This is a genomic window from Pseudoalteromonas sp. NZS100_1, assembly GCF_015864285.1.
In the GTDB taxonomy this organism is placed as follows: Bacteria; Pseudomonadota; Gammaproteobacteria; order Enterobacterales; family Alteromonadaceae; genus Pseudoalteromonas; species Pseudoalteromonas arctica.
This window is the reverse complement of sequence record NZ_JADYXN010000022.1, coordinates 53,279-78,237: the sequence shown is the minus strand read 5'-3', so window position 1 is coordinate 78,237 and position 24,959 is coordinate 53,279. Positions and strand designations below refer to the sequence as shown.

At 35.6% G+C, this 24,959-nt stretch carries 21 protein-coding genes; 17 read left to right on the top strand and 4 right to left on the bottom strand.

The annotated features are described in order from the left end of the window. Positions 1-730: 730 nt before the first annotated feature. The 4 genes from I6F66_RS14740 to I6F66_RS14725 all read right to left on the bottom strand — a co-directional run bounded on the left by I6F66_RS14740 (position 731) and on the right by I6F66_RS14725 (position 5,356). The gene (locus tag I6F66_RS14740) at positions 731-2,041 is read right to left on the bottom strand and encodes an O-antigen ligase family protein (RefSeq protein WP_197209430.1); all 1,311 of its coding nucleotides are present in this window, start codon (positions 2,039-2,041) and stop codon (positions 731-733) included. 101 nt (positions 2,042-2,142) lie between these two features. Beyond that, positions 2,143-2,652: a hypothetical protein gene (locus tag I6F66_RS14735; RefSeq protein ID WP_197175588.1), complete on the bottom strand. Its 510-nt coding sequence runs from the start codon at positions 2,650-2,652 to the stop codon at positions 2,143-2,145. A 21-nt stretch (positions 2,653-2,673) separates the two neighbouring features. Next, on the bottom strand, positions 2,674-4,677 hold the full coding sequence (locus I6F66_RS14730; RefSeq protein ID WP_197209429.1) for an EAL domain-containing protein: 2,004 nt from the start codon (positions 4,675-4,677) through the stop codon (positions 2,674-2,676). Then, positions 4,661-5,356 carry a transglutaminase-like cysteine peptidase gene (locus I6F66_RS14725; RefSeq protein ID WP_197175667.1) on the bottom strand — a complete coding sequence of 232 codons (696 nt, stop codon included), beginning with the start codon at positions 5,354-5,356 and terminating at the stop codon, positions 4,661-4,663. Before I6F66_RS14725 ends, I6F66_RS14730 begins: the two co-directional genes overlap by 17 nt. 296 nt (positions 5,357-5,652) lie before the next feature. On the opposite strand from I6F66_RS14725, the gene galU reads away from it, so the two are divergent. The 17 genes from galU to I6F66_RS14640 all read left to right on the top strand — a co-directional run bounded on the left by galU (position 5,653) and on the right by I6F66_RS14640 (position 24,951). Beyond that, positions 5,653-6,540: a UTP--glucose-1-phosphate uridylyltransferase GalU gene (gene galU, locus I6F66_RS14720; protein ID WP_197209428.1), complete on the top strand. Its 888-nt coding sequence runs from the start codon at positions 5,653-5,655 to the stop codon at positions 6,538-6,540. Positions 6,541-6,592: 52 nt separating this feature from the next. Further along, positions 6,593-7,798: an O-antigen ligase gene (locus I6F66_RS14715; protein ID WP_197175582.1), complete on the top strand. Its 1,206-nt coding sequence runs from the start codon at positions 6,593-6,595 to the stop codon at positions 7,796-7,798. Beyond that, on the top strand, positions 7,791-8,768 hold the full coding sequence (locus I6F66_RS14710) for an NAD(P)-dependent oxidoreductase (protein ID WP_197209427.1): 978 nt from the start codon (positions 7,791-7,793) through the stop codon (positions 8,766-8,768). The genes I6F66_RS14715 and I6F66_RS14710 overlap by 8 nt, the downstream gene beginning before the upstream one ends. 13 nt (positions 8,769-8,781) lie before the next feature. Beyond that, positions 8,782-9,675 carry a glycosyltransferase family 2 protein gene (locus I6F66_RS14705; RefSeq protein WP_197209426.1) on the top strand — a complete coding sequence of 298 codons (894 nt, stop codon included), beginning with the start codon at positions 8,782-8,784 and terminating at the stop codon, positions 9,673-9,675. 50 nt (positions 9,676-9,725) lie between these two features. Continuing rightward, entirely contained in the window at positions 9,726-10,640 is a 915-nt protein-coding gene (locus I6F66_RS14700) for a glycosyltransferase family 2 protein (protein WP_197209425.1), read from the top strand. Between the two features lie 13 nt (positions 10,641-10,653). After that, the gene (locus I6F66_RS14695; protein WP_197209424.1) at positions 10,654-11,565 is read left to right on the top strand and encodes a glycosyltransferase family 2 protein; all 912 of its coding nucleotides are present in this window, start codon (positions 10,654-10,656) and stop codon (positions 11,563-11,565) included. Beyond that, the gene (locus I6F66_RS14690; RefSeq protein ID WP_197209423.1) at positions 11,562-12,365 is read left to right on the top strand and encodes a family 16 glycosylhydrolase; all 804 of its coding nucleotides are present in this window, start codon (positions 11,562-11,564) and stop codon (positions 12,363-12,365) included. Before I6F66_RS14695 ends, I6F66_RS14690 begins: the two co-directional genes overlap by 4 nt. Before the next feature lie 63 nt (positions 12,366-12,428). After that, positions 12,429-13,601, top strand: coding sequence for a glycosyltransferase (locus I6F66_RS14685; protein WP_197209422.1), 1,173 nt, complete (start codon positions 12,429-12,431; stop codon positions 13,599-13,601). Between the two features lie 47 nt (positions 13,602-13,648). Then, positions 13,649-14,605, top strand: a complete 957-nt coding sequence (locus tag I6F66_RS14680; protein ID WP_197209421.1) for a glycosyltransferase family 2 protein — start codon at positions 13,649-13,651, stop codon at positions 14,603-14,605. Then, positions 14,602-16,083, top strand: a complete 1,482-nt coding sequence (locus tag I6F66_RS14675; protein ID WP_197209420.1) for an oligosaccharide flippase family protein — start codon at positions 14,602-14,604, stop codon at positions 16,081-16,083. Before I6F66_RS14680 ends, I6F66_RS14675 begins: the two co-directional genes overlap by 4 nt. 1 nt (position 16,084) lies before the next feature. Beyond that, positions 16,085-16,969: a polysaccharide pyruvyl transferase family protein gene (locus tag I6F66_RS14670; protein ID WP_197209419.1), complete on the top strand. Its 885-nt coding sequence runs from the start codon at positions 16,085-16,087 to the stop codon at positions 16,967-16,969. A gap of 998 nt (positions 16,970-17,967) precedes the next feature. Further along, entirely contained in the window at positions 17,968-18,702 is a 735-nt protein-coding gene (locus tag I6F66_RS14665; protein ID WP_197209418.1) for a glycosyltransferase family 2 protein, read from the top strand. Between the two features lie 281 nt (positions 18,703-18,983). Then, the gene (locus I6F66_RS14660; RefSeq protein WP_197209417.1) at positions 18,984-19,382 is read left to right on the top strand and encodes a 3-phosphoshikimate 1-carboxyvinyltransferase; all 399 of its coding nucleotides are present in this window, start codon (positions 18,984-18,986) and stop codon (positions 19,380-19,382) included. 219 nt (positions 19,383-19,601) lie between these two features. Continuing rightward, the gene (locus tag I6F66_RS14655) at positions 19,602-21,005 is read left to right on the top strand and encodes an undecaprenyl-phosphate glucose phosphotransferase (protein WP_197209416.1); all 1,404 of its coding nucleotides are present in this window, start codon (positions 19,602-19,604) and stop codon (positions 21,003-21,005) included. Beyond that, on the top strand, positions 20,989-22,203 hold the full coding sequence (locus I6F66_RS14650; protein ID WP_197209415.1) for an outer membrane beta-barrel protein: 1,215 nt from the start codon (positions 20,989-20,991) through the stop codon (positions 22,201-22,203). The genes I6F66_RS14655 and I6F66_RS14650 overlap by 17 nt, the downstream gene beginning before the upstream one ends. Beyond that, positions 22,203-22,721 carry a polysaccharide biosynthesis/export family protein gene (locus I6F66_RS14645; protein ID WP_197209414.1) on the top strand — a complete coding sequence of 173 codons (519 nt, stop codon included), beginning with the start codon at positions 22,203-22,205 and terminating at the stop codon, positions 22,719-22,721. The genes I6F66_RS14650 and I6F66_RS14645 overlap by 1 nt, the downstream gene beginning before the upstream one ends. 22 nt (positions 22,722-22,743) lie before the next feature. Further along, entirely contained in the window at positions 22,744-24,951 is a 2,208-nt protein-coding gene (locus tag I6F66_RS14640) for a polysaccharide biosynthesis tyrosine autokinase (RefSeq protein ID WP_197209413.1), read from the top strand. Positions 24,952-24,959 lie beyond the last annotated feature (8 nt).

Genomic DNA, 24,959 nt, shown 5'->3' with positions numbered 1-24,959 from the left:
ATCGTTGCAAGGTTGAATAACCGATGCCTAAATCAAGCGCAATATCTTCTAGGCGAACATCATCACATTGAGATAATGCTTTTTCAACAGCTTGAACTTTAAATTCTTGTGTAAATCGACGTCTCATTTTATCTGCCTCTATTAAAAGTTAGAGGCGACAACTATCCTGACACAGGGGGAAAAGCGCAGCGCCTCATAACCTCTTTGTGAATAAATTACTAATTACGGAGTAAGGTTGTTAAGAAAGCAACGCTTAATTTATTTAAAAACCAGCTAAAAACCTATTTGCACAAAGAGAAGCGAAAGAGGAGTAAATGAGAAGACATAATGCCAATCAGGATATATTATCGGTTTTATTTCTTCTCTAAAAGCGCAGCGTCTCTTAGCCTCTTAGTGAATAAATCACTTATAACGGGTACGCTTGTTACGAAAGCAACGCTTAATCTATTTACTAATAAAATCAATCAAAGGTCTATTTGCACAAAGAGGGGGTAGATGAAAAGGCATAATACCAGCAAAACTGCATTTTGTGTCCATTCCCTTCTCTAAAAGAGCAGCGTCTCATAACCTCTTAGTGCATAAATTACTTATTACAGGCTTTGCTTGTTACGCTAACAAGTTAACCGTAAATTGAACCTTGGCGGTAGAAGCAGAGCTTGCTCACGCGAGAAGCGAAGCTTCTAATAACTCTACCTAGCGTAATTAATTACGCTAGGCTTTGTATTTAGCTTTACCCTTTTCGGCTTCGTTTAGACGCGGGTAATTTACTACTTAATATTGCCAAGCATAAAATAGTCATAAACAACATTGAATTTGCTCCAGCTTGCAAAGAGTAATCTACCAATGAATGCAGCAGCATATCTATAATTGCAATGGCACAGCCAAAAGCAACACCCTGAAACAGCGCTGTTTTACGTTTTCGCATAGTCGCTATACATAACCATAAACAATAAAGTATAAGTGAGCCCAGTGCGGCTGTAGTAGGTATACCCAGCTCTACTGCAAACTGTACGTAATCGTTATGGGCATTATCGTAGTAACCAGAATAAGGCTCAGACTGATACGCCGGAAACGCAGTATAAAATGTACCACCACCAGAGCCCAACAAAGGCTTATCCAAAATAAGCGGTATAGAATCGCGTACAACTTCGTCACGGGTTTCTGATGAAATACTGGTTTCGCTAATACGCTGTTTAACTTTTTCTACATCAAATATAGCGCCAATAATAATTAAATCGATTATAAAAAAACTAACTATAAGTAGTTTAAACGCTTTAGGTTTTTGCCTGTAAATAAAAAACGCGAGTAAGCTAACAACCATTAATGCAATAAAAAATGCCGAGTTACCCATACGGCTACGCGTTAAAATTAACGCAACAATAATAATAATTAACGAAATACGTAAAATTATTTTTGAGCTTAAAAGTATTTCAGCCCACGCACGAAGCGTTTGCTTTAATGTTTGTTTGTAATCGCTAGTAGATCGCTTTAATTCGCTAACTAAAACACCAATACCTAGACATAAACATAAAGCTAAAAAGTTAGCCAAAAAGTTAGAGTAAGTAAACGTGCCAATAGCACGGTCGGTATGTTTATAGCCAAATAACGGGCTAATTATATCTGGCGATAAATTTAAATAAGTCGCATATAAAGCCTGAAATACGCCTGCACTTATAATTGCGTATATTAAATTTTTAATACGCTTTTCACTATTGCAATAAATAAGCACAAGCCAACAAAATAAAATCATAAAACTTGTTTTAATAAGCATTTGTTTAGTTTGAAACGGGTCAACACTTACGGTAAATATTTGTACTGCGCATACGCCCGCAACTATACCGAGTACAGTAAATAAAGGCCAAGAATATAAAGGAGGGTATAAAGGGTGCTCGTTATTAATACTGCTGTAAACTAAATGGGTGAAAAAGGTAGCACTAATTAATATCCCCATTGCTAAAATTGCCCAAGGGCGGTAACTACCTAATGGTAAGGGCAGCAAAAATAAAATTGCGCAGAGTAAAAAAAATATAAAACGATTCACAGGATTCTCTAAACTAAGAGCCTAAAAAGAAGGGCTAAAAAAATAAGCCATATAAAGTAAAACGCAGCCAAAAGGCTGCGTTTTTATTATTTTATTAACGGTTAGTTACCGACTTCAGATATACCTTCATCGCCACCTGTGCCGCCGGCACCTTGTGGTACTGGAGTTGTTGGTAAAGTAACAATTACCGGGGCTACAGGAGTTGGAGCGCCACCTGGGCCAGCTGCTGTTGCTTCAGAGGCAACAGTGGCATCAACGCCAGCGGTAATAGCAGCAAGTGTAATGGTATCGCTGTCAACGCCAGCGGCTACAAGTGCAGCTAAAAAATCAGCAATAAGTGGGCTATCAGCACCAATAGCGTCTACAACTACAGTCATCATAGAATCAACTTGGGCAGCAGTACAATTTGTACATACGCCGTTAATAGCCGCTACTAAGTCTGCTTTAAGCTGATCTGGAGCTGTTTCAGCGGTTACGCTATTTAAAACGTTGACTAAATTAGTCATGCCTTCAGTTTGTACGACTGCATCAGTATCCGTTTGTGCATAACTTGGTAAAACTGTAAGTGCAGATGCACCAGCGATTAAGCTGGCCAATATAAATGATTTCATCTCTTGTCCCTTGGTAGAGTATTAATTACAAAATTTTAGCGCATCGGTGCAAAAAGTAAACTCTTTATTTTCGCCATTATCATTAGTTTTTATTATCTTGGTTGGCGGCATTATTAAATTGCCCTGTACGCCATCGCAACCTAAACCTTCAAGTACCTTTAAAGTTTCAGGTTTTTCAATTAAACAAGCTAAAACTTTAATACCAAAGCCATGACAAATATTATTAACTGTTTGAATAAAAAATTGGCTTTGGGTGTTATCTAATAAATCTTGAATATAGCTACCATCTATTTTTATATATTCAATATCTAACCCTTGTAAGTATCTAAACGAGGTTAAACTAGTGCCAAAGTGTTCAACACACACACTTATGCCAATATCTTTTATTGTATCTATATGTAAAGAGGCAACATGTACGTTGTAAAGCAAGCTAATTTCATGCAATTCAAAAACCAAGTTTGTTTTAATAATTGGTTTAGTGTGAGCATAAAGAGTAAGCCATTCAATAAAGTCAGTTGAATACAACGAAGCTTTACTAATATTTAACGCAAATGTATCGTCTGGGTGTTGCTCTTTAACGTTTACAAAGTTACGAATTATTTTTTTGTCTAACTCTTCGGTTAAGTTAAGCTTTTCGGCCATAGCAAATAAATGGCCATTATTAACCTTTCCGCCTTCATGCGTAAAATGAGCAAACACCTCAAAGTAGCACTGCTTGTTTTGTGAGTTAGTGCGCTTGACTGGCTGCACCGAAAAGCTAACTTCACCAGTAGCAATAATTGATTGAATAAGCGAACGCCACTCTTTAACACTAAACAAAGTATCTTTATCTACTTTATTTACAGCCGAATCGCCAATAGTACAGCCAGTATCAAGCGCCGAAAGCACACTCCCAATAGATGAGCCATTATCAACACTTACTAACGCTAAGTTAGCAAAACCATTTACGTGTAAGCTGTTTTTCTTTTTACTAAAGGCATCATTTATATCGAGGCGTGTTCTACTTAAAAATTGCATATCGAATGGGACTAAAGCAATAAAAGTACTGCCGTTAAGTCTAAATATTTTAGAATTAGTTAAAGCACCAAACACATTTTGCAAAGTAACGCTTACATCATGTACGTGCTCGTCACCATCTTGGTAACTTACAGTTTGGTTAATATTAGCAAGTGAGGGGAGAGTAACCATCATTGCAGTGATTGGAGTGTCGCTAGTAATGGTGTCAACCACTGAGTTAAAGTGGTTCTCAAACGAACGGCGGTTACCCAGCCCAGTGAGTGAGTCTACATATACTTCATCGGTAAGTGCTTGTGTTTGCTTTGTTAAGGAGTCGAAGGTGCTTTGTAGGTTCATTACCATATTATTAATGGCTTTAGTCACAGTACGTAGCTCGCGCGCAACAGGTATTTCGTCGTTTAATGTAAAGCGTTTACGCGTAACCAAATGTGCTTGGTTTTCTACTGCTTTTAAAGGTTTAAATACAGCACGTAATATTAAATATGCTACAGCAAGCGACGCTAGTAATAATAATAAAGAACCATAAAAGCTGCGTTTAGTATGTTCCCATAGCGTTAAATACGATTGGCCAACATGGCTTGTTACTTCAAGCACTCCCGCCATGATCCAGCCATTGTTTAATTCTGATTGCATAGTAGGGGCGTTGAGCTTTACTGCTGTAATAAACCAATTAGGTACAGACTCAACGCGTTTTGGGCTTGTTAGGTTAAATACCACGTTACTATCGGCGTTAGTAAATTTTATTTGTTTGTAATAACCCGAGTCGAAAATAGCGGTTGCCATGGTTTGGGCAATCATTAAGCTATCTTCTTCAAGGTAGGGTGAAATAGAAAGCCCTAAGCTTGTTGCTGTATCTTGCGCGTGGCTACCCATTTGCGTTTGTAAGTATTGGCGAGTGGTATCAACGTCAGTAATTACGCGTACAAAAAACGAAAGTACCGAAATCAATATAATAAGGCCATATACTTGGGTTTTTAAACTCAATCCATTTTTAAAAAGTCGAGACATAACTCGGTGTTCCTTTATCACTTTTGGCGGGCGCAAGCTCACCTTGTTCAATTCGCTCTAGCATGGTGTTCCAGGCAGAAACACCACGGCTATTTTTTACTTTATTGCCTAACCCTTTTGATTTGGCTAACCATAAACCTTGGCCATTAAAACTATATATAGGTGTTAAATCAGGGCGTTTATTAGCGGGCAGTAGTTTAGTATTAAAGTTACCTAAAACAAAGGGGATTTGATTAGGAGTTTCAATATATATCAGCACCATATGAGGTTGATTAACTGTTTTTTGACGTACATACATTAAACGTACTTTATCTTCGGGTACGCCAAGTGCTATTAATGTAAAGTATTTGGCAATTACGTAGTCTTCACAATCACCCATACCCACGCCTAAGCTTTCAAGCGGGGTGGCCCAATAATCTTTTTGGTGCCAAAGCTCATCATCGGTTTTGTATTTAATGTGCTTATTAAAAAAGTCATTCACCAAATGGATTTTTTGCCATTCACTTTTGTCAGCCGATTCATCTATAAAACTGAGCCAGTTTTTAATGCGTTTATGCCCTTCATTACCATATTGTTTTTGAGCGCGCGCAATTATATCGCTATTGCGTAAATACAAAAGCATATCTTGTGCGCATACAAAAAAAGACACTAATAATAAAATGTAAAACCCTAAACGCACAAATGTTCCTTCAAGTCTGTGTTCCATAATAACCAAACAAGCCTAGTATAGTATTGGTAGCTTTGGAAAGGTAGATCACTAAAAAGTATGAGAGCACTAAAATAGTGCGATGCAACCCAGTATGGTGCAACATGGTATTAACAAAAAAACAATCAAAAAGTACTCTTTAATTATTGAGTGCATTATTGTGTTGTGTATAATAGCAATCTCACACGGCATGTGAAGCGCTTGAAAAGGGATTTTAGCTTAGCAGTTCCTTTTTTTGTGGTTTAACAAAAATAATGAAAGGAATTAAAGTGAAAGTTTTAAAAGCAGTATTGCCTGTAGCTGGCCTTGGTACGCGTATGTTACCAGCCACAAAAGCCATCCCTAAAGAAATGCTTCCTCTGGTAGATAAACCTTTAATTCAATACGTAGTTAACGAAGCCGTAGCAGCTGGTATTAAAGAAATTGTGCTTGTCACACACGCTTCAAAAAACTCAATTGAAAACCATTTTGATACAAGCTTTGAGCTAGAAGCCACACTAGAGGCGCGCGTAAAGCGTAGTTTACTAGAAGAGGTTCGCTCAATAGTACCAAAAGATGTAACGGTAATTTCTGTTCGTCAATCAGCACCACTAGGTTTAGGCCATGCTGTTTTAGCAGCGCGCCCAATTGTCGGTAATAACCCATTTGCAGTAATGTTACCTGACGTAATTATTGATAAATATAAATCAAATTCAAAAACTGACAATTTAAGTCAAATGATCGACCGATTCGACAAAACGGGCTACAACCAAGTAATGGTAGAGCCCGTACCGCAAGAGCAAGTGCATCAATATGGTGTAGTTGATATAGCCGGTAAAAAAATAAATGCCGGCGAAAATGCTGCAATTAAAAACATGGTCGAAAAACCAAATAACGATGAAGCACCGAGTAATTTAGCTATTACAGGGCGTTATGTTGTATCTACAGCAATTTGGGATTTACTAGAATACACCCCTCCTGGAGCTGGCGGTGAAATACAACTTACTGATGCCTTACTCCAATTGCGCCACCTAGAAACGCTTGAAGCCTACCATCTAAAAGGTAAATCTCATGATTGTGGTTCTAAATTAGGTTACATGTTGGCCAATGTAGAATATGCAATGCAATCAAGCCATATGGGTGAAGAGTTTACGAGGCAGGTTAAAGCGTTATTTTGAGTCTGTACCTGTAGGAGTTCACTTAATAGATAATTAATCAAGCTAGGTGATAATGTTAATAAAAAAAGATCATTTATATGCTTCAATATGGGCTTCGTTAGCGATTGGTTCGCTATTGTTTAATACGATGTTTGGCGCACTTGCAGCATTAACCTTCTTGATTGCTGGTACAGCTTATGCAGCTTCTAATCTTATTTACACAAATAGAGTTTGTAGAAAAAATTGGGAGTTGTTTGTAGTACCTGCTTTATGTTTTTTATCTGCGGTTTGGTCCGATATCCCAATTACTGTAATAAGAGGTAGTATTCAACTATTGCTAACAACAATTTTTGCTGTTGTCATAGCTAGCCGTCTAAATATGAACTTATTCCTTAGAGCAGCAGCTATTATAATGTTGCTCGCAATGGCTATGAGTTTATTTTCATCTAGAACTGCCCTTAACGGGATGACCGGTGAAATAAGTTTAATAGGAATTTTTGGCAGTAAAAACTATCTTGCTACCAATACTTCAATGTGTATTGTTGTAGCGATTACTCTATTGCTAAATAAAAAAATAGATACTGCTAGCCGTGTATTAGGTTTTATATTATTAGCTATCTCAGCTTTAGTACTTATTAAAGCAAAATCCCTCGGGGCGATAGTGTTTATTGTAGGAAGTATTTTAATTAGTTTGTCGATTGTTATTTACCAAAATATGTCTCTAGATAAATTTACACGTAGTAAATTTAATTACCTGATATCATTTATATGCCTATTTGCTTTGTTCTTTTTGGTTTATTCGCTTGCTAATCACAGCTTTAATGAGTTTATGTTTAGCATTGGTAAAGATCCAACTCTAACGGGCCGCACATACTTATGGGAAAGAGGAATCAACTTAATAGCAGATAAGCCATTGTTTGGTGTCGGCTTCCAAAGTTTGTTTTATGTAGGTAATAATGTAGCTGAAGATATTTGGGCGATCCATCATGTGCCATCAGGGGCTGGTTTTAATTTTCACAATATGTATATAGATATAGCTGTGGAGTTAGGCTTGATTGGGCTTTTTTCATATATTTATTTAATAATGGTGTTCATTAGAAGGATTTTTAGCTTAAAAAAAATAACTATTGGAAGCTCTCACTTTTTTTCAATTTTAATGTTGAGCTATTTATTTTTTCAGGCTTTTTTAGAGGCTGTATGGTTTGAACAATTTACAATCATCCATCTATTTATGTGTATGGCTTGGGTTTATTTAAAGGGAGATGAAAGTAATGACTAATGAAATACATAATGGTGTTGTGATATTTGGCGGGTCTGGTTTTATTGGGTCACACCTGATTGACAAACTTAAAATGCAAGGCTGCAAAAAAGTTATTTCGATAGATATAAAAAAACCAAAAATAAAAAGAGAAGGTGTTAAATACATTTTAGCTGACGTACGTGACTTATCTTCTTTAGATTTATTTGATGGGATCGAAAAAATTTACAATTTTGCGGCTATCCACACTACACCTGGGCATGAACACCATGAGTACTATGAAACAAATATTTGTGGTGCAATAGAAGTTTGTAAATACGCAGAAAGAGCAGGTATTGAGCATATAGTTTTTACTAGTTCGATTTCAGTCTATGGGCCCAGCGAAGAGCAAAAAACTGAAGAAACCGTATTACAACCAGAGTCATCTTACGGCTATTCTAAGATGATTGCAGAGAAAATCCATAAAGAATGGCTCAACAAAGATTCAATAAATAAACATTTAGTAATAGTGAGACCTGCAGTTGTATTCGGTCCTGGCGAAGGTGGTAATTTTACTAGGTTGGCAACATTACTTAGCAAAGGCATCTTTATTTATCCAGGAAGAAAGAACACAATTAAAGCGTGTATATACGTAGATGATTTGCTGGAGGCTATTAATTTTGCTGAAGAACAAAACCAAACACTAGTTACGTTTAATGGTGCTTACCATCATGGCTACACTCTAGAAGATATAATAATAACTTTTCAGTCTAATCATTTTGATAATGTGAAAACAGTCATGTTACCAAAAGCTATTGTTCTTGGAGTAGCAAAAACTTTGCGTTTGTTTAATGCGTTCAATATTGGGATCCATCCAGATAGAGTAATGAAATTAGTGAAATCTACAGATGTTTACCCAGGCTGGTTAGTATCAAAAGGTAAAAAATTTGATGGCGGAGTTGAGCTTGCATTAAGCAAATGGTCATCTGCTACAAATGGAAAGTTTAATTAGATAAGGTTAATACATGGAAATTTGTGTTGCGATATGTACATACCAGCGAAGCAGCCTCAGGGATACGCTAGAGTCTTTAACAAAACAGTCTTTATCAGAGGATATAACGCTAAAGGTATTAGTCGCTGATAACGATAAAACAAATAAAGCAAAAGATACAATTGAAGCTTGGGCTGAAGAGTTTGGCTTGAATCTAAAGTATGTGCATGCACCTTCTCAAAATATTTCAATTGCAAGGAATGCATGTTTAGATAATGTTGATTGCGATTGGATGGCATCTATTGATGATGATGAGATTGCTTCAGTCTACTGGCTTTCAAACTTATACAGAAAAGCACAATTAGAAAAAGCTGCTGTTGTTTGCGGACCAGTTAAAGCTATTTATCAAGAAAATGCACCAACATGGATGAAAAAATGTGATTTTCATTCCCAATATCCAGTTTATGTAAAAGGTGTAATACAAACTACATCAACGGCAAACGCTCTAATTCATTTAAAGCACCCTGCCTGTGCTGATCTACGTTTTGACTATTCTTTAGGTAAATCGGGGGGGGAGGATAGTAGTTATTTTTCATCTGTTTATTCTAATGGGGGCAATATTACTTTTGCGCCTGATGCATTAGTAACAGAACCTGTCGCGTTAGAAAGGGCAAATTTAATGTGGTTATTAAAGCGAAAATTTAGATTTGGACAAACATGTGGTGCCCGATTACTCAAACATAAGTTTAGTTTTAAAAACAAAATAAAATATAGTGCTTTAGCAATTTGTAAATTTACGTTCTGCTTATTTATGTGCCTTTTATCAATGTTGGGTAGTGATAAAAAATATAAATGGTTACTAAGAGGAACTCTTCATTTTGGAGTACTTGCAAAGCTTTTAGGTAAAAACGAGATAATTCAGTACTAAGGACTTTAAAATGATCGAGAATTCAGTCGATTATATCAACAAGGAATCAAATGAAAGTTGAATTAGAAGTTTCAGTTGTTATCGCGGCATGGAACTCTGAAAAATTTATCAGTAAGGCGATAGACTCGGCTTTGCAGCAAGATATAAGCCTTGAGGTAATAGTGGTAGATGACTTTTCAAATGATAATACTTGTAGAGTAGTTGAAAGTTATAACGATGAACGTGTCAGGTTAATTCGTTCTAGTGAAAATGGTGGTCCAGGAGCTGCTCGAAATATTGGGTTTTCAGCTGCAAAAGGGAAGTGGATAGCTGTTTTAGATTCAGATGATTACTTTTTACCTAACAGATTAAATACGATGATTAATTCAGATGATGGAACAGCAGATATTTTAATCGATGATTTTTACATGTGTCTAGGGGAACCTAACCAACTTAAGCCATTTTATACTAATAACGAACTCAAAACGGGTAATTTATCGCTTGCGGAGTTTATTGCTGGAAATTCAGATTTTATGGGTAAAAAGACGACCGGTTATGTGAAACCTATTTTTTTAAAGTCGTTTTTAATAACTAATAATGTGCAGTATTGGCCTGAGGTTCGCATTGGGGAAGACTACTATTTCTTAGCATCATGTTTAGCAGCGAAAGCGAAAGCTAAGGTGGTCGAAGTTTGTGGTTATGTATATAACATCAGGGGGGACTCTATTTCAGGCAAGCTTAGTCAAGAGCATATTGCTAAGTTTCAATGGGGAGATAAAAAGTTTGCAGATATGTATCCCCTTCAATTTGTGGAATACAAAGCTTTTAAGCTCAGAAGTAGAAACTTATCTAAAACTAAAAGCTATATTTTACTTGTTGAGTCAATTAAAAATAAAAAAGTTTTAAAGTCACTTTGTATTATAGCAGCGAACCCAAGAACGTGCAGTTTGTTGTGGTTACCAATAAGAAAAAGATTATTAAATTAATATGGAGATTTCTTTGAAAGTACTAGTTGCAGTGTTAACAACAGGAAGTAGAAGCTCGACCTTTGAGCAATGCTTATTGAGTATTATTGAGCAAAAGCTCGATAGTAATATCGAATTGAGTATATTGGTTGTTGAAAATAATGTTGAACATAGTCAGTTGGTTGGTGGTAGTTTAAGTAAGCTTTCAAATGAAAGTGATGTAAAAATCATTCATGCTCTCGAAACAAAAAAAGGGATCCCATATGCACGGAATAACGCTTTAACGTTTGCTACAAAAAAAAACTACGATTATCTAGCTTTTATTGATGACGATGCTTTTGCGCAACAAAACTGGCTTCAATCACTTTGCTCTAAAGTGAATGGTTTTGACGTCGTCGCAGGACCTCAAAAAGCTATCTTTCCAGCTAATACAGCTAAATATTTCTATTTAGCAAGTTTATATCATGAGCGTAAAGTAAACGAAGGGGTAGTTGTTAAATGGGCGGCGACTAATAATATTTTAATTGACGTCAACACAATGAAAAAATCCAATCTTAAATTTAATGAGTTACTTATCCATGGTGGTGAAGATAAAGAGCTTTTTTTAAGGCTTACAGCATCCGGTGGCAAAATTATTTGGGTGCAAAGTGCGATAGTTCAAGAGCATATAGTATATGAACGTTTAACTACTAAGTGGGCATTAAGGCGTTGTTTTAGGATGGGAGCGACAGGTTTTAAAATTGAAAGCTGCAATAAGTCTTTTTTCAAGGTGTTGAGTACATGCGCTTTTAAAGGTGTTGCATATATAGTTAAGGGCTTACTATCATTTTTACCATTCTTGATTAGTCCTAAGCGTACACACTTAGATAGCTTATGTGATTTGTCGCATGGAATAGGCTTTTTTTATGGGATCTTTTCAGGTGGTAAGGTTAGGAGTTATGCATGAAACCAAAAGCATTAGTTATTTTATTTTTACCATCATGCTTATATGCTCAAGAGTATACGAAGTTGGTGTGGAGTGATGAATTTAACTACGCTGGACTCCCTGACGATAGAAAATGGAGCTATGAAGAAGGATACGTTCGAAATGGTGAAAAACAGTTATATGTTGTGAAAAACAGTGAAAACTCGAGAGTTGAGAATGGAGTGCTCGTAATTGAGGCTAAAAAAACTACGTCTAAAAAGCTTGGTTTTTTGCAAGAGCTGTTTGCAACTAAACCACAGCTATACACTTCAGCAAGTTTAACAACTCGCAACTTGAACTCATGGGTATATGGCCGGGTAGAAGTAAGAGCTAAAGTACCTCAAGGTAAAGGTGTTTGGCCTGCTATTTGGTTACTAGGTTTAGATAAAGAACATAAAGGCTGGCCTGCTAAAGGTGAGATAGACATTATGGAATATGTTGGTTACCAACAAAATAAAGTACATGTAGCTTTGCATACAAAAATGAGAAACCATCAAAATAAAAAAGCTGTTAATCGGCAATTTGAACTAAATGATTTAGACAAATCATTTTATACGTATGCGGTAGAAAAACATCCAAACAAGATTGATTTTTTCGTTGATAATGAATTGCTACTTAGTTACAAAAAAGAGGGGGATTCTGAAGCTTATTGGCCTTTTAATAAGCCTATGTATTTAATAATAAACTTGGCGATAGGTGGCTCTTGGGGAGGGAAGTATGGTGTTGACGATGCAATTTTTCCACAAAAGTTTTTAATAGATTATGTCAGGGTTTATCAATAGACAAAGTTGATAAAGAGTTATTTTTTAAGTCCTTGAATAAGGCATAACAATGGATGGTGAGCAGTGGTTACAATTTTTTCTATTTCAATATTTATTTTAATTTATATATATTTTTTGTTCCCTTTAATTATATATATTTGTGGTGCGCTTAAAAAAGATAGTGTGAAACAAGATGTTTCCAATACAGATAAAACTATTGTCATTGTTGTACCTGCACACAATGAAGAGGCTGTTATCAGTAGAAAAATTGAGAATCATCTAGCTTTGGATTATGAGCACAATAATTACAAAATACTTGTGATATCAGACACCTCTTCCGATAATACAGTCGAGATAACTAATACCTACGTAGATCAGTACCCAGGAAGAGTCGAGCTATTTGAAGTAAACGATGGTTTGGGGAAAACTAATGCAATTAACAAAGCTTTAGTTAATATTGATTGCGATATTTTAGTTTTTTCAGACGCGAATGTTTATTTAAAAAGCGATGCTCTTTTACAAATATCAAAATGCTATGCAGACAAAAATATTGGAGGTGTAGCTGGTCAATTAATTTATACAAATGACGATGTTGAAGGTGCTGCTCAAAGTAATGGGTTGTATTGGAAATATGAAGAAATGATAAAGAAATCAGAATCTCTTTCAGGCTCAATGATGGGGGCCGATGGATCAATTTTTTCTATAAAAAGAAGATTGTTAAGAGAGTTACCTGTGCATGTGCTTGATGATTTTTGCTCTTCTATGGGTGTTATAAATCAAGGTTATAAGTTGAAATTTGATGACACTATCACAGCTTATGAAAAAGGAGCAGAGTCGACCGCAGAAGAATTTCCGCGAAAAGTTAGAATTAGTAATCGTTCTTACAACAGCTATAAACATTTAAGAGCTGAATGTTTTAAAACACTTTCTCTATTTGATTTATGGAAGTTGTATTCACATAAAGTACTACGTTGGTATAGCCTGTTTTTTATGGTATCTGCTTTAGTTTCTAATCTATTTATAGCTATCAGTGAGGAGGGTTATATATTCACAAGTGTTTTAATATTACACGTTCTTTTCTATATTATGGCAGCCTTATCTTGGCTAAATAAACTCCCCAATATTCCGGTAATTTCAAAAGTAGCAGCAATAGCTGAGTATTTTACTATGGCTAATGTGGCAGCTGGAATAGGTATATTGCAGTCAATTTCAGGTAAGAAAACGATAACATGGAAAAAAGCAGACTCTACACGTTAACAATGCGATCTAAAACTTAGCTCTGTTTTAATTAATAAGGAAGTACTTTGTTAAATAATAATTCCATTGCAGTGATTATTGCTGCTTATAATTCTGAGAATACAATAGGCAGGGCAATTGAGTCCGTCATTAACGAAGATAATGTTAAACAAATAATAATTGTTGATGATTGCTCAAGTGATAATACGTTTGAAATCGCTAAATTTTATAAAAACCAGAGTGATAAGGTTTCTGTGTACTCAACATCTACTAATAGTGGGCCTTCAAAAGCAAGAAATATAGCGCTAAACAAAGTGACTTGCGATTGGGTTACGATTTTAGATTCTGACGACTATATAGAAAGTGGCCGTTTTAAAAAATTACTTTCTTACAGTGATGGCTATGAGCTAATTGCAGATGATCAATACCGTGTATATGAACATGATAAAACTACGGAAAAAACTGAAATGTTAGGGGCGAAACAGCACTTTCCCGTAACTATTTCATTAGCAGAGTTTATTGAATCAAATATTACAAAAGAAGGTCAATATAGAAAAGAACTTGGTTTCCTCAAACCTATAATTAAACTAGATTTTTTATTAAAACATCGGCTGACTTATCAGGAAGCTATGCGGTTAGGTGAGGATTATGAACTATACTGCAGGTGTCTTGCACTAGGCGCTAAATTAAAATTAATTGAGGCTTCAGGGTATGTTGCTGTTGTACGTGAAGGGTCGCTGTCTGGCTCCCATAGTAAACAAGATTTGATTCAGTTACGTGACTGTAATTATGAAATAATAAAAAACATGCGTTTAGATCCTCAAGAAAAAAAGTTAATGATACAGCATGCTGATAGTATCAATATAAAAATCCAGTGGATTGATTTTTACTCCTCAGTAAAAAGTAGAAACTGTAAGATGGTAATAAAGTCATTTTTTAACTCTTATTCTGCATTTAAATTTATTTTAAAAAATTTAAAAGAGCAATTTGCTATTCGTATTTTAAAAAGAAGCAGCGGAAAGTGATAAAAGGTTCAGTTAAAGGGGTTTTGTGGCTCTTTCTTAGTAAATTTTTCCCCCCTATAATAAATTTTAGTGTTTTTGCCTATACGGCGCGCATACTTGCACCTGAAGACTTTGGTTTAGTAGCTATGGCATTAGCAATTATTTTTATCGCCAGTAGCTTTATGCCATCGGGTTGGCGTGATTCTATTATCAAATACCAAATTGAAGATAAACTTATAATCAGCAGTATTTTTTGGCTTAATTTGGCTGTTTCTTTGCTTATATCAGCTATTATTATTGGCTTTTCTTTTTTTTCATTCTTTGAATTTCAAACCCGAACCTTTAATTTGGCTATTACTATATTTTGTTTGAAATTAATTTTTGATGGATTATTCTATACATTAAATATAGTTTTATTAAAGCAGCAGTTATATTCCCTAATTGCGCTGCGCACAATTTTCTCAGCGGTGATATCTGCAGCTATTATTATTGGGCTGCTGTTACTAGATTTTGGCGTTTGGGCTTTAATTTGGGCACAAGCAATTTTGTCTATTGCTAACTTTTTTGCTGTATACATACCCACAAGAAAGCTGGTTACTTTTCAGTTCTCATTTGCAAGCATAGTAAAGCTCAATAGCTTTGCTGCTTATTCCACGCTTACGAATGGGGTTACTTCAATATTAGATCACTATGAATCAGTGATAATTGGTGCCGTGCTAGGTAAGCGAGAACTTGGTTTTTATAATGTCGCTAAACGGTTTTCTAATATTATTAGTGATATCTTTATTGGTACTGTAAGCGAAATTAGTTTTCCTCTTTTGGCTAAAAAACAAGAAGAAATGATAGAGTTTCGTAAGGCTTTTATGAACTCTGTTTACTTTTCGGTGCTGATTTTATTTCCTCTATTTACCTTTTGTTTTATTAATAGCGAAAAAATATTTTTACTACTATTTACCGAAAAATGGCTAAATGCATCGGTGGTTTTTCAAGCTTTTTGCATCATCTTTGCTTTCATTATTTTAGGCATACCACAAAAGAATGTTATTGTACTAAGTAATCACGCTAAGTGGTGGTTTCAACTGCAGGTTCAAATCTCGTTGATTATTGTCCCCCTTACAGCGGCAAGCGCATTTTTGGGATTAAATGCGGTACTTATTATGCTTATACTTGGTAAGTGTTTGTACTGTTCATTATCGATGTGGAAGTCATGTCAGATATTATCACTTGATGTCAAAAAGTATATAGTTAGTTTTATAGTACCCTTAATTTGCTGCATTGTTACGGCAATTATAACCTCACTAATAACTCAGTTTATGCCCCCATTAAAATTTATATTGGTAGATATTACTATCTCTGCCACCATCTTTTTTATAATTTATCTGACTCAAATGCTCTTATTCGATAGAAAAAAAATAGTCAACATTGGCTTAATATTATTGCCGAATAATCAACATTTAAACAAGCTTGCAAAAAATATAAATAATCAGGAACTCCAATAACATGAAACTTACTTTTTACAAAGGCGATATTCCCAACTTCGGTGATGACTTAAATAACATTATGTGGGATGCATTACTCGCTCCAGGCTTTCTTGATGACAATGAAGACGAGCTTTTTTTAGGTGTTGGATCTATTCTGTGGGACTCCTATCCAAAAAAAGCTAACAAAATAGTTATGGGCTCTGGCTTTGGTGGATATACCGGCATACCTAATTTACATGAGGGAAACTGGGATGTTGCTTTTGTACGCGGCCCAAGAACAGCCAAGGCACTCAATTTAGATCCTAAACTGGCCATTACCGATGCTGCTATTTTAACGCACTTTATGGATCTGCCAGTTCAAGCTAAAAAATACAAAGTAAGCTTTATGCCCCATTGGCAGAGTATTTCGCGAGGTAACTGGCAAAGAGTATGTGAGCAAGCAGGTATTAATTATATAGACCCAACAGATCCAAATGTGATGCATTCATTACAATCTATTCAACAAACTGAATTACTTATAACTGAAGCAATGCACGGGGCTATTTTAGCTGATACTTTGCGAGTTCCGTGGCTTGCATTGGAGCCCATTTTCCCACTGCATAGAAATAAATGGTTTGACTGGTCAGAGTCAATGTCTATTAATCTTAAATTTAATGATATGCCAAGTTCTTCTATTAAAGACTTTTGGTCACTTAAAACAGGTAACCAAGGTATGGGGAAACGAAGTGCTCAACTAGGGAAGTTATTAAGCTTTACTGATTCGTATTTTATCGATAGAGCGGCTGAAAAGCTTTTAATGCTTGCTAAAAATCACGGGCAAATGAGTAAAGAAAATATTTTTATTGATAAATCTAACATGGCTTTAGAAAAGTTAGGGGAATATTGTAAACTCCAAATCTCTTGATTAAAGCTTTTTAAAGTTTCGGTAACAAGCTACCATCGTTTGATTTAGTTTTCTAGTACACTCCCTTTTTATAGATGAACTTATTATTTGCATAAAATTTATGAAGAAAATAATTGTAGCAATCCTAACTAGAGGGACAAGAAATAGAACGTTCAATGAGTGCCTTACAAGCATTAACAAATATCGGTGGTTATAGTATAGACAATTTAGTTGTTGAGAATAATAGTCAGCCTGATGAGCATGTAAAAAGTTATTCGCTATTATGATAACAATGGAAAATGTGTGAAATATTTACTTGAGCCTATATCGGGGTTTCCTCACGTAAGAAACGCAGCTCTAAATTTTGCAAAAGCACAGGGGGGTACATATATTTAGCATTTATTGATGATGCTCTTGTATCAAAAAGTGGGATTGAAAATTTAGTTAAAGCCATTGGAACTAACAACATTGCGTCTGGGCCTCAATTAGCGATATTTCCTCAGTCAACGGGCTTATTCTATCGAAATGCAGCTGTATATCATGAACTTACAATAGTAGATGGTTTAGCAATAAAATGGTCTACTACTAACGATATTTTAATTGATATAAGTTTTATGGAAGTAAAATATTTGAGTTTTAACCCTAAATTTATTACCGGTGGTGAGGGTAAAGAACTATTTTAAAGGGTTAATAAGTCAAGAGGGGAGCTTATATGGAGCGATACAGCCTTTGTTAGTGAATATATAACCCAGCAGAGTCGTTTATCGATTAAGCGGGCTACGCGCAGAATATTTAGAATTTGTGCGACAGGTTTTATGACTGAGTCATCAGTAAAAACACCTTTTAGGACTTATTTATCGTGTGTTTTAAAAGGGGCATTGTTTTTTCCATACCATGTTATTTCACTTAAAAGCTCCATATTAAATTCTTTATGTGATTTATCGCATGGAGTTGGTTTTTTATGATCAATTTAGCAAGGGGCGAGTTAGTAAATATACTTAATCTATTTAGGGTTTATAATGTCAAACACTATTGATGTTTCGATTGTTATTGCAGCATGGAATGCACAGAGTTTTATATTAACTGCTATTAACTCCGCTTTGTCGCAAGAAGGGGTTTCTGTAGAAGTTATCGTGGTTGATGACTCATCAACTGATAATACATGTAATGTGGTTGAATCAACAGTTGATTCACGTGTTAAGTTATTGCGCTCAGAAGTAAATGGCGGGCCGGGGGCAGCACGAAATATTGGCTTTGATGCTGCGAAAGGCACATGGATTGCTGTGTTGGATTCTGATGATTCTATGTCTCAAAATAGACTGAAAAACATGCTGGGCGCCGCTCCAGCTAAAGCTGATGTGTTAATCGATAATTTTTGTGAGTTAAGTAGCAATGGTATTTTATCTAAGCCTTTCTATTCGCATACTGAATTACCGCTAGGTAGATTAAATTTATCGTTTCTTATAGAAACTAATTTAGTATTTACTGGTGTAAAATCGACAGGTTATGTTAAGCCGCTGTTTAAAAATGAGTTTGTGAAAGATAACAATATTAAATACTGGCCAGAAGTAAGGATTGGCGAAGATTATTACTTTTTGGCGAGTTGTTTAGCTTGTGGAGCTATTGTAGAAGTACTTGAACAGACTGGTTACATTTACACTATTCGCGATGGTTCTATTTCAAGTGAGTTGGAAATTTCGCACGTTGAAAAGCTGCTAAGGTTTGATGAAAAATTCATGCACAAATATAGTTAAGTAAATCAGAGTTAACGGCTCAAAAAAAACACTATAAAAATTTAGATTGTGCATACCACTACTTGCTATTGGTGCAGAAAATTAAAAAAATTACAAATCTATTCTGCCTTATTAAAAATGTTTGAAAATCCCTCAAATGCTCGGTTGCTTAGCTTACCGCTTAACAAGGGTTGATTTTTTGGAAATTAATTGTAACTTGGTTAAGTAGCAATTAATTGTATTGGTGGATTAACTATTATTTAGTCTTTATTTTGTATTTAGAATATAAATAAGGTTTAGGTTTGTCGAAATTAAAAGCAGATCCAGCTATCCGTAGTTTGTTAAACCGCATGCCTAGTGATGTGCAGGATAGTTTTACCGAAGAACAGCTAGTTCATCTAAAAGTTGCTATAGGCGCAAGGCAGTGGGGTAAGCATGTAGTGGATTGCAGAGGTGTAATTAAATTTTTTAAATACAGGTATTACTTTGTTTTACTGGCTGGTCGTAACAGACGGGAACTTAGTAAAAAAGAGCAAAAAATAGCAGCTATATCACAGGCAATCACTATATCTATGTTTAGTTTTTTTGTTATTACAATTTTGCTGCTTATTATTTATTTAGTTAAGTCGGCTTTAGGTATTGATATATTTAGTAATTACTCTTTTGGGGTATGGGCTTGGTTTAAGGAGTTGTTTAAATAAAAATAAGGTGCTTCTGTTTGGAGGAGGTTTATAAATGTTTACGTAAGTTTATATTTGTTTTGTTTTGTGTAAGTTCCTCGCTACTTAAAGAAATTTTGCATAATATTACTTTATATAAAGCCATCCTTAATGTTGAATACTTTAGTATGATACTGTAAAATTTCTGCACAGTTTTGTGGAGCTTATTTCACTTTTAAGATATCTATAGGGATACATAGTATGACATCTTCAAGGACGTTTAAGCCTAATGGTTCGTCGGATGCAAATTTTTATCGATTATTCGATATTTTTGCATTGTTTTTAGCCTTTCAATGCTCAGCTTTGTTCTATAGTTTTGAGCTCACTCCTATTTATATGGTCTCGGTTTTAACCGTTGCTTTAAGCTTTTTATATTGTGCTGAAATATTCTCCGCTTATCGCTCTTGGCGTGCAGGTAAGTTTAGAACTATGGTGCTTTGTGCTTGGGGCTCTTTATTTGCTGCATTCTCTGTTTTATTAGTTATATCGTTTGCATTTAAGTTTACTGAGTCGCTTTCGCGTATTGGTCTGGGTTTATGGTTTTTGTTAAGCGTAACTTTTTTATATGCTTGGCGCCTTGCTGCCTATTTATTTAAAAGAAGTAGACGTAAACTAGGGTTGAATCTGCGTAATGTTGCTATTGTGGGTGCTACCGAGTCAGCGGTACATTTATATAATGAAATTACTAAAAATGATGAACTTGGCTTTAATTTTTTAGGCTTTTATGACGACAGGCAACCAGAGCGACTTTTCGAAAATTCGACTAAGTACGATGTTGCTGGACGTATCCAAAATGCAGTAGATGCAGCCCGTAATGGTGAAGTCGGCGTTTTATATATTGCGTTACCAATGAAAGCCGATAAACGTATAGCCGACATTTTACTGCAATTAGGTGATACCACAGTTGATGTACATATTATCCCTGATTTTTTAATATCTAATTTAATACATGCACGTATTGAACATGTGGGTGATGTTGACACATTAAGCGTGTTTGAATCACCCTTTATAGGTGCTCGTGAATTTATAAAGCGCACTGAAGATATAATTGTTACCTCTATTATTTTAATGCTTATATCGCCTATTTTAATTGCCATTACATTTGCTGTTAAATTTACTTCTAAAGGTCCTGTAATATTTAAACAAGATAGGTACGGATTAGATGGGCGTAAAATTAAGGTTTGGAAATTTCGCTCAATGAGTGTTACAGAAAACAACTCTGTAGTAACACAAGCTACAAAAAATGATGTGCGTATTACGCCACTGGGTGGTTTTTTACGCCGTACAAGCCTTGATGAGTTACCGCAATTTATAAACGTTCTAAAAGGTGATATGTCTATTGTAGGGCCAAGGCCTCATGCGGTTGCCCATAATGAGGAATACCGCAAAAAGGTGGAGTTTTACATGTTACGCCATAAAGCTAAGCCAGGAATTACAGGTTGGGCACAAATTAATGGCTGGCGTGGTGAAACCGACACTCTTGATAAAATGGAAAAACGTGTAGAATTTGATTTACATTATATTAAGCACTGGTCGTTATGGTTTGATATAAAAATTATTTTTATGACAATTTTTAAAGGATTTAAGAATGCGAATGCATACTAAAACACTTGCACCTATATTTGCTTTGTTAAGTGCTGGGATTGCAGCTCCGGCAGCTGCTAATTTAAAACCAGGCAGCGTTATGACTAAGGATGGCGCCGAAATTACACCTACCTTACAAACAGGCATGAGCAGTAATAATAACTTTTTTAGTACACCTGATAATAAAGAGTCGCGATTAATTTGGACTATAACTCCTAACGTTAAAGCGGTTATTGATGATGGCCCGGATAGTTATAGCTTAGACTTAGGAACTAGCAGTTCTTTACATAATAAAGATTCTGACGATAATTTTACTCAAGTAAATATAGGTGCTGGCGTACATAAAGAGTTTACTAGTCAACATCGTTTAGATATTAACGGTGATGCAGATTGGCTATACGAGCCGCGTGGTAGTGGCTTAACCGAAGGCCTTGGCGATACAGTGAACGAGCTTGTAAAGTATCAGCAACAAAATATTACAGCTCGCTATGAATATGGTGCGCAAAGCTCAAAAGCTCAAGTTGCTTTAAAAGCTGGTTTTTTTAGTAAAAAATATCAAAATTTTAGAGAAGTATCGCAATATCGTGATTACGATAAATCGTTAATTAGTGTAACGGGTTACTATAACACCCAAGCATCTACTCGTACATTTTTAGAAGTTAAGCAAGAAAACTACCGTTACGATTTTTTACAAACTAATGGTATTTCACGTGATAGTGATGATGTAAAAATACTACTTGGTATGGAGTGGGAAGCAACAGCGGTTACTTCTGGCTCGTTTAAATTGGGTTATCAAAATAAAGACTTTAGCGCTAATGAGCGTAAAAGTTTTAGCGGTTTAAGCTGGGAGGCGGGTGTTAACTGGCAACCACTTAGCTATTCTACTGTACAATTTACAACTAGCCGCTCAGCTAAAGATCCATTAGTGCAAGGCGATTACATTAAAGAAAGTAGTTATGGTGTTAATTGGGCTCATAACTGGAGCGATTATTTAAGCTCACTTGCTGGTGTTAATTATACTGACGAACAATACACTGGAGATATTGGCCGTAAAGATAAATCCAAAAGTGCACGCTTAGGATTAAACTACGTTGCGAGTAAATTTGGTATGGTCTCTACTTATGTAGACTTTATTGATAAAGACTCTACGCAAACTGCTATTGAGTTTGACCGAGTAGTTGTAGGTGTTAATTTTACATTTGCTTTAAAGGCTAATTAATGAAGTTTATTTTTAGTTTAACGCTGCTAGTTTTAAGCAGCGTTTGTTTTGCGCAAACTGCACAAAGTTATGTATTAGGTGCAGGTGATAAGGTTGAAATAAAAGTATTTGGCCAACCCGATTTAGAGGTTACTGCACTTTTGGGTAATAGTGGGGAAGTTAACTATCCTTTTTTAGGTAAAGTAAAACTTGCGGGGCTTAATACGTCTGAGATTGAGCAAGTTATAACGCAAGGCTTAAAGCCTGAGTATTTAATAAATCCCAATGTATATGTGCAGGTAATTGAATATCGTCCTTTTTATATTCATGGTGAAGTTAAAGACCCCGGTGCCTACCCTTATCAGCCTGCGATGACAGTTAACCAAGCTATAGCACTAGCCGGTGGATTAACTGAGCGGGCCTCGATTGATAAAATATACATATTTAAAGAACAAACTAAACAGCAGCAACAAAAAGGTAATTTAAATAGCCAAATTGCAGCGGGCGATACCATAAAAATAGAACAACGGTTGTTTTAAGCAGTTTACAGGGCAGTATTTAATGAACCAAAAAAATGAAAACCTGAGCAGTAATGAAGACATTATTGATTTAAGTGTATATCTTAATGTGATTAAACGCGCGAAATGGCGTATCCTGGGTTTTGCAACCGTTGTTACTTTATTAACTATCATGGTAGCTCTAACGTTAGTACCTAAATATATTGCTACGGCTACTTTACTTATTGAAGCTAAGCAAACTAAGGCCGTAAGTTTTCAAGAAATATATGGTCTAGACTCGACTCAAAAAGAATATTACCTTACCCAATTTGAGGTTATTAAATCGGACAGTATTTCCCGTGAGGTAATTACCAAACTTAATTTAAAAGCACATCCAGACTTTATAGCTAAGCCATCTGTTTTAGGTGAGCTGAAAACGGGGATAAAAGAGCAACTCCCTTTCTTAAATAAAAAAGAAAAAACTGTATATTCACCTGAAGATCAAGCTGATCGTGAAATGCTTGGCTTGTTAGGCGCTTTTAAATCTCGTCTATCAGTCTCGCCTATTCGTAATACACAGTTAGTTATGGTTAGTTTTGAATCAAGCGATCCTAAGTTAGCTGCACTTGTAGCTAACACAGTTGGTGAGGTTTATATTAGTAGCCAAATGCGCGCAAAAATGGGTATTACTCAACAAGCGTCTAGTTGGCTAAATACGCGCTTATCGCAATTACGAATCCAGCTTGATGACTCAGAAGTGCGCCTGCAAGCTTACCGAGAGGAGCAAAAGCTAGTTGATATTGAAGGTATAGCAGGGCTAGCCACGCAAGAGCTTGAGCAAATATCACAACAGTTAATTGTTGCCCGTAATGAAAAAAACAATCTTGAAAGTATTAATCGAGTTATTAGTGAGTACGGTAACAATAATATAGAACTTTTAGGTAGCATGCCTGAAATTACATCACACCAGGTTATACAAAACGTAAAGCGTGAAGTTGTTATAGTAGAACGTAAATTAAGTGACTTAGGTGAAGTGTATGGGCCCAAACATCCTAAAATCATTTCAGCTAAAGCAGAGCTTATTACTGTAAAAAATAACTTAGATAAGCAAATTAAAGGCCTTATTACAGGTATTGAAAAAGAGCTAAACCGTATAACACGCACAGTGAGTGCGCTTGAGCGTGACTTAGTTAAAATTCGTGCTGAATACCAAGACATTACCCGAAAAGAAACACAATATAATCAATTAAAGCGTGAAGTAGAAACTAATCGAAATATTTTTAATACGTTTTTATCTCGCTCAAAAGAAACCGAAGTAACAAGTGATTTTAGCTCTGCTGCTGCACGTTTTACCGACCGTGCCTATGCTCCAAACAAACCAGCAAAACCAAATAAAAAGCTTATTATTATTTTAGCTTTTATCGCTAGTTTTGGTTTTGCAGTAGTGATGAGCTTTATATTTGACGCACTTAACGATACTGTTAAAACCAAAAATGATGTTGAAAGTAAGTTAGCGCAGCGCATGCTGGGTTTATTACCGCATGTAAAAATACCTAAAAATAGTGTTTTTCCGATTCACGCATATCTTGATGACAATTACAGGCGTTTTGCAGAGTCGGTACGTACGTTCAGAACTAGTTTGTTATTAACCCAGTTAGAACGTAACCATAAAGTAATTGCAGTTACTTCTAGCTCTCCGGGTGAGGGTAAAACAACGACCTCAGCTAATTTAGCTATGTCGCTTGCACAAATGGGTAAAGTATTATTAATTGATGCTGATTTACGAAAACCAAGTATTGCTAAACGCTTTGATATTCCGGTATTTCACCCGGGGTTAAGTAATTTAATTGTAGGCACGGAGCAGTTAAGTGAATGTGTACATATTGATGTGCAGTCAGGTGTAGCTATTATGCCTAGCGGCCAAATACCTAGTAACCCTTTAGAGCTTTTATCTAACGCGCGCTTTAATCAAGTAATCGAGGGTTTGAAAGCTGAATACGACCATATAATTATAGATACACCACCAACACAAGCTGTGAGTGATGCTTTAGTTATTGCGCAAAGTGCAGACTCGGTTATTTATGTTGTTAAGTCGGATATTACGCGAATTAAACCTATTAAAGCGGGTATTGAACGGTTGTTTGAATCTAAAGCTCATGTTGCAGGTATTGTGCTTAATCAAGTAGATATGAGTAAAAGTAAAGACCAGCATAGCCATGGTTATTACGACTATTATGATTACTCGCAAAAACCTGAACAACCTAATACATAGTTAAATGC

What these genes read in the sequence shown, in the direction of transcription:
- I6F66_RS14735 (WP_197175588.1), bottom strand. Translation starts at nt 2,652, where the DNA reads ATGAAATCATTTATATTGGCCAGCTTAATCGCTGGTGCATCTGCACTT.
- I6F66_RS14730 (WP_197209429.1), bottom strand. Translation starts at nt 4,677, where the DNA reads ATGTCTCGACTTTTTAAAAATGGATTGAGTTTAAAAACCCAAGTATAT.
- I6F66_RS14715 (WP_197175582.1), top strand. Translation starts at nt 6,593, where the DNA reads ATGTTAATAAAAAAAGATCATTTATATGCTTCAATATGGGCTTCGTTA.
- I6F66_RS14710 (WP_197209427.1), top strand. Translation starts at nt 7,791, where the DNA reads ATGACTAATGAAATACATAATGGTGTTGTGATATTTGGCGGGTCTGGT.
- I6F66_RS14705 (WP_197209426.1), top strand. Translation starts at nt 8,782, where the DNA reads ATGGAAATTTGTGTTGCGATATGTACATACCAGCGAAGCAGCCTCAGG.
- I6F66_RS14700 (WP_197209425.1), top strand. Translation starts at nt 9,726, where the DNA reads ATGAAAGTTGAATTAGAAGTTTCAGTTGTTATCGCGGCATGGAACTCT.
- I6F66_RS14690 (WP_197209423.1), top strand. Translation starts at nt 11,562, where the DNA reads ATGAAACCAAAAGCATTAGTTATTTTATTTTTACCATCATGCTTATAT.
- I6F66_RS14670 (WP_197209419.1), top strand. Translation starts at nt 16,085, where the DNA reads ATGAAACTTACTTTTTACAAAGGCGATATTCCCAACTTCGGTGATGAC.
- I6F66_RS14665 (WP_197209418.1), top strand. Translation starts at nt 17,968, where the DNA reads ATGTCAAACACTATTGATGTTTCGATTGTTATTGCAGCATGGAATGCA.
- I6F66_RS14655 (WP_197209416.1), top strand. Translation starts at nt 19,602, where the DNA reads ATGACATCTTCAAGGACGTTTAAGCCTAATGGTTCGTCGGATGCAAAT.
- I6F66_RS14650 (WP_197209415.1), top strand. Translation starts at nt 20,989, where the DNA reads ATGCGAATGCATACTAAAACACTTGCACCTATATTTGCTTTGTTAAGT.
- I6F66_RS14645 (WP_197209414.1), top strand. Translation starts at nt 22,203, where the DNA reads ATGAAGTTTATTTTTAGTTTAACGCTGCTAGTTTTAAGCAGCGTTTGT.
- I6F66_RS14640 (WP_197209413.1), top strand. Translation starts at nt 22,744, where the DNA reads ATGAACCAAAAAAATGAAAACCTGAGCAGTAATGAAGACATTATTGAT.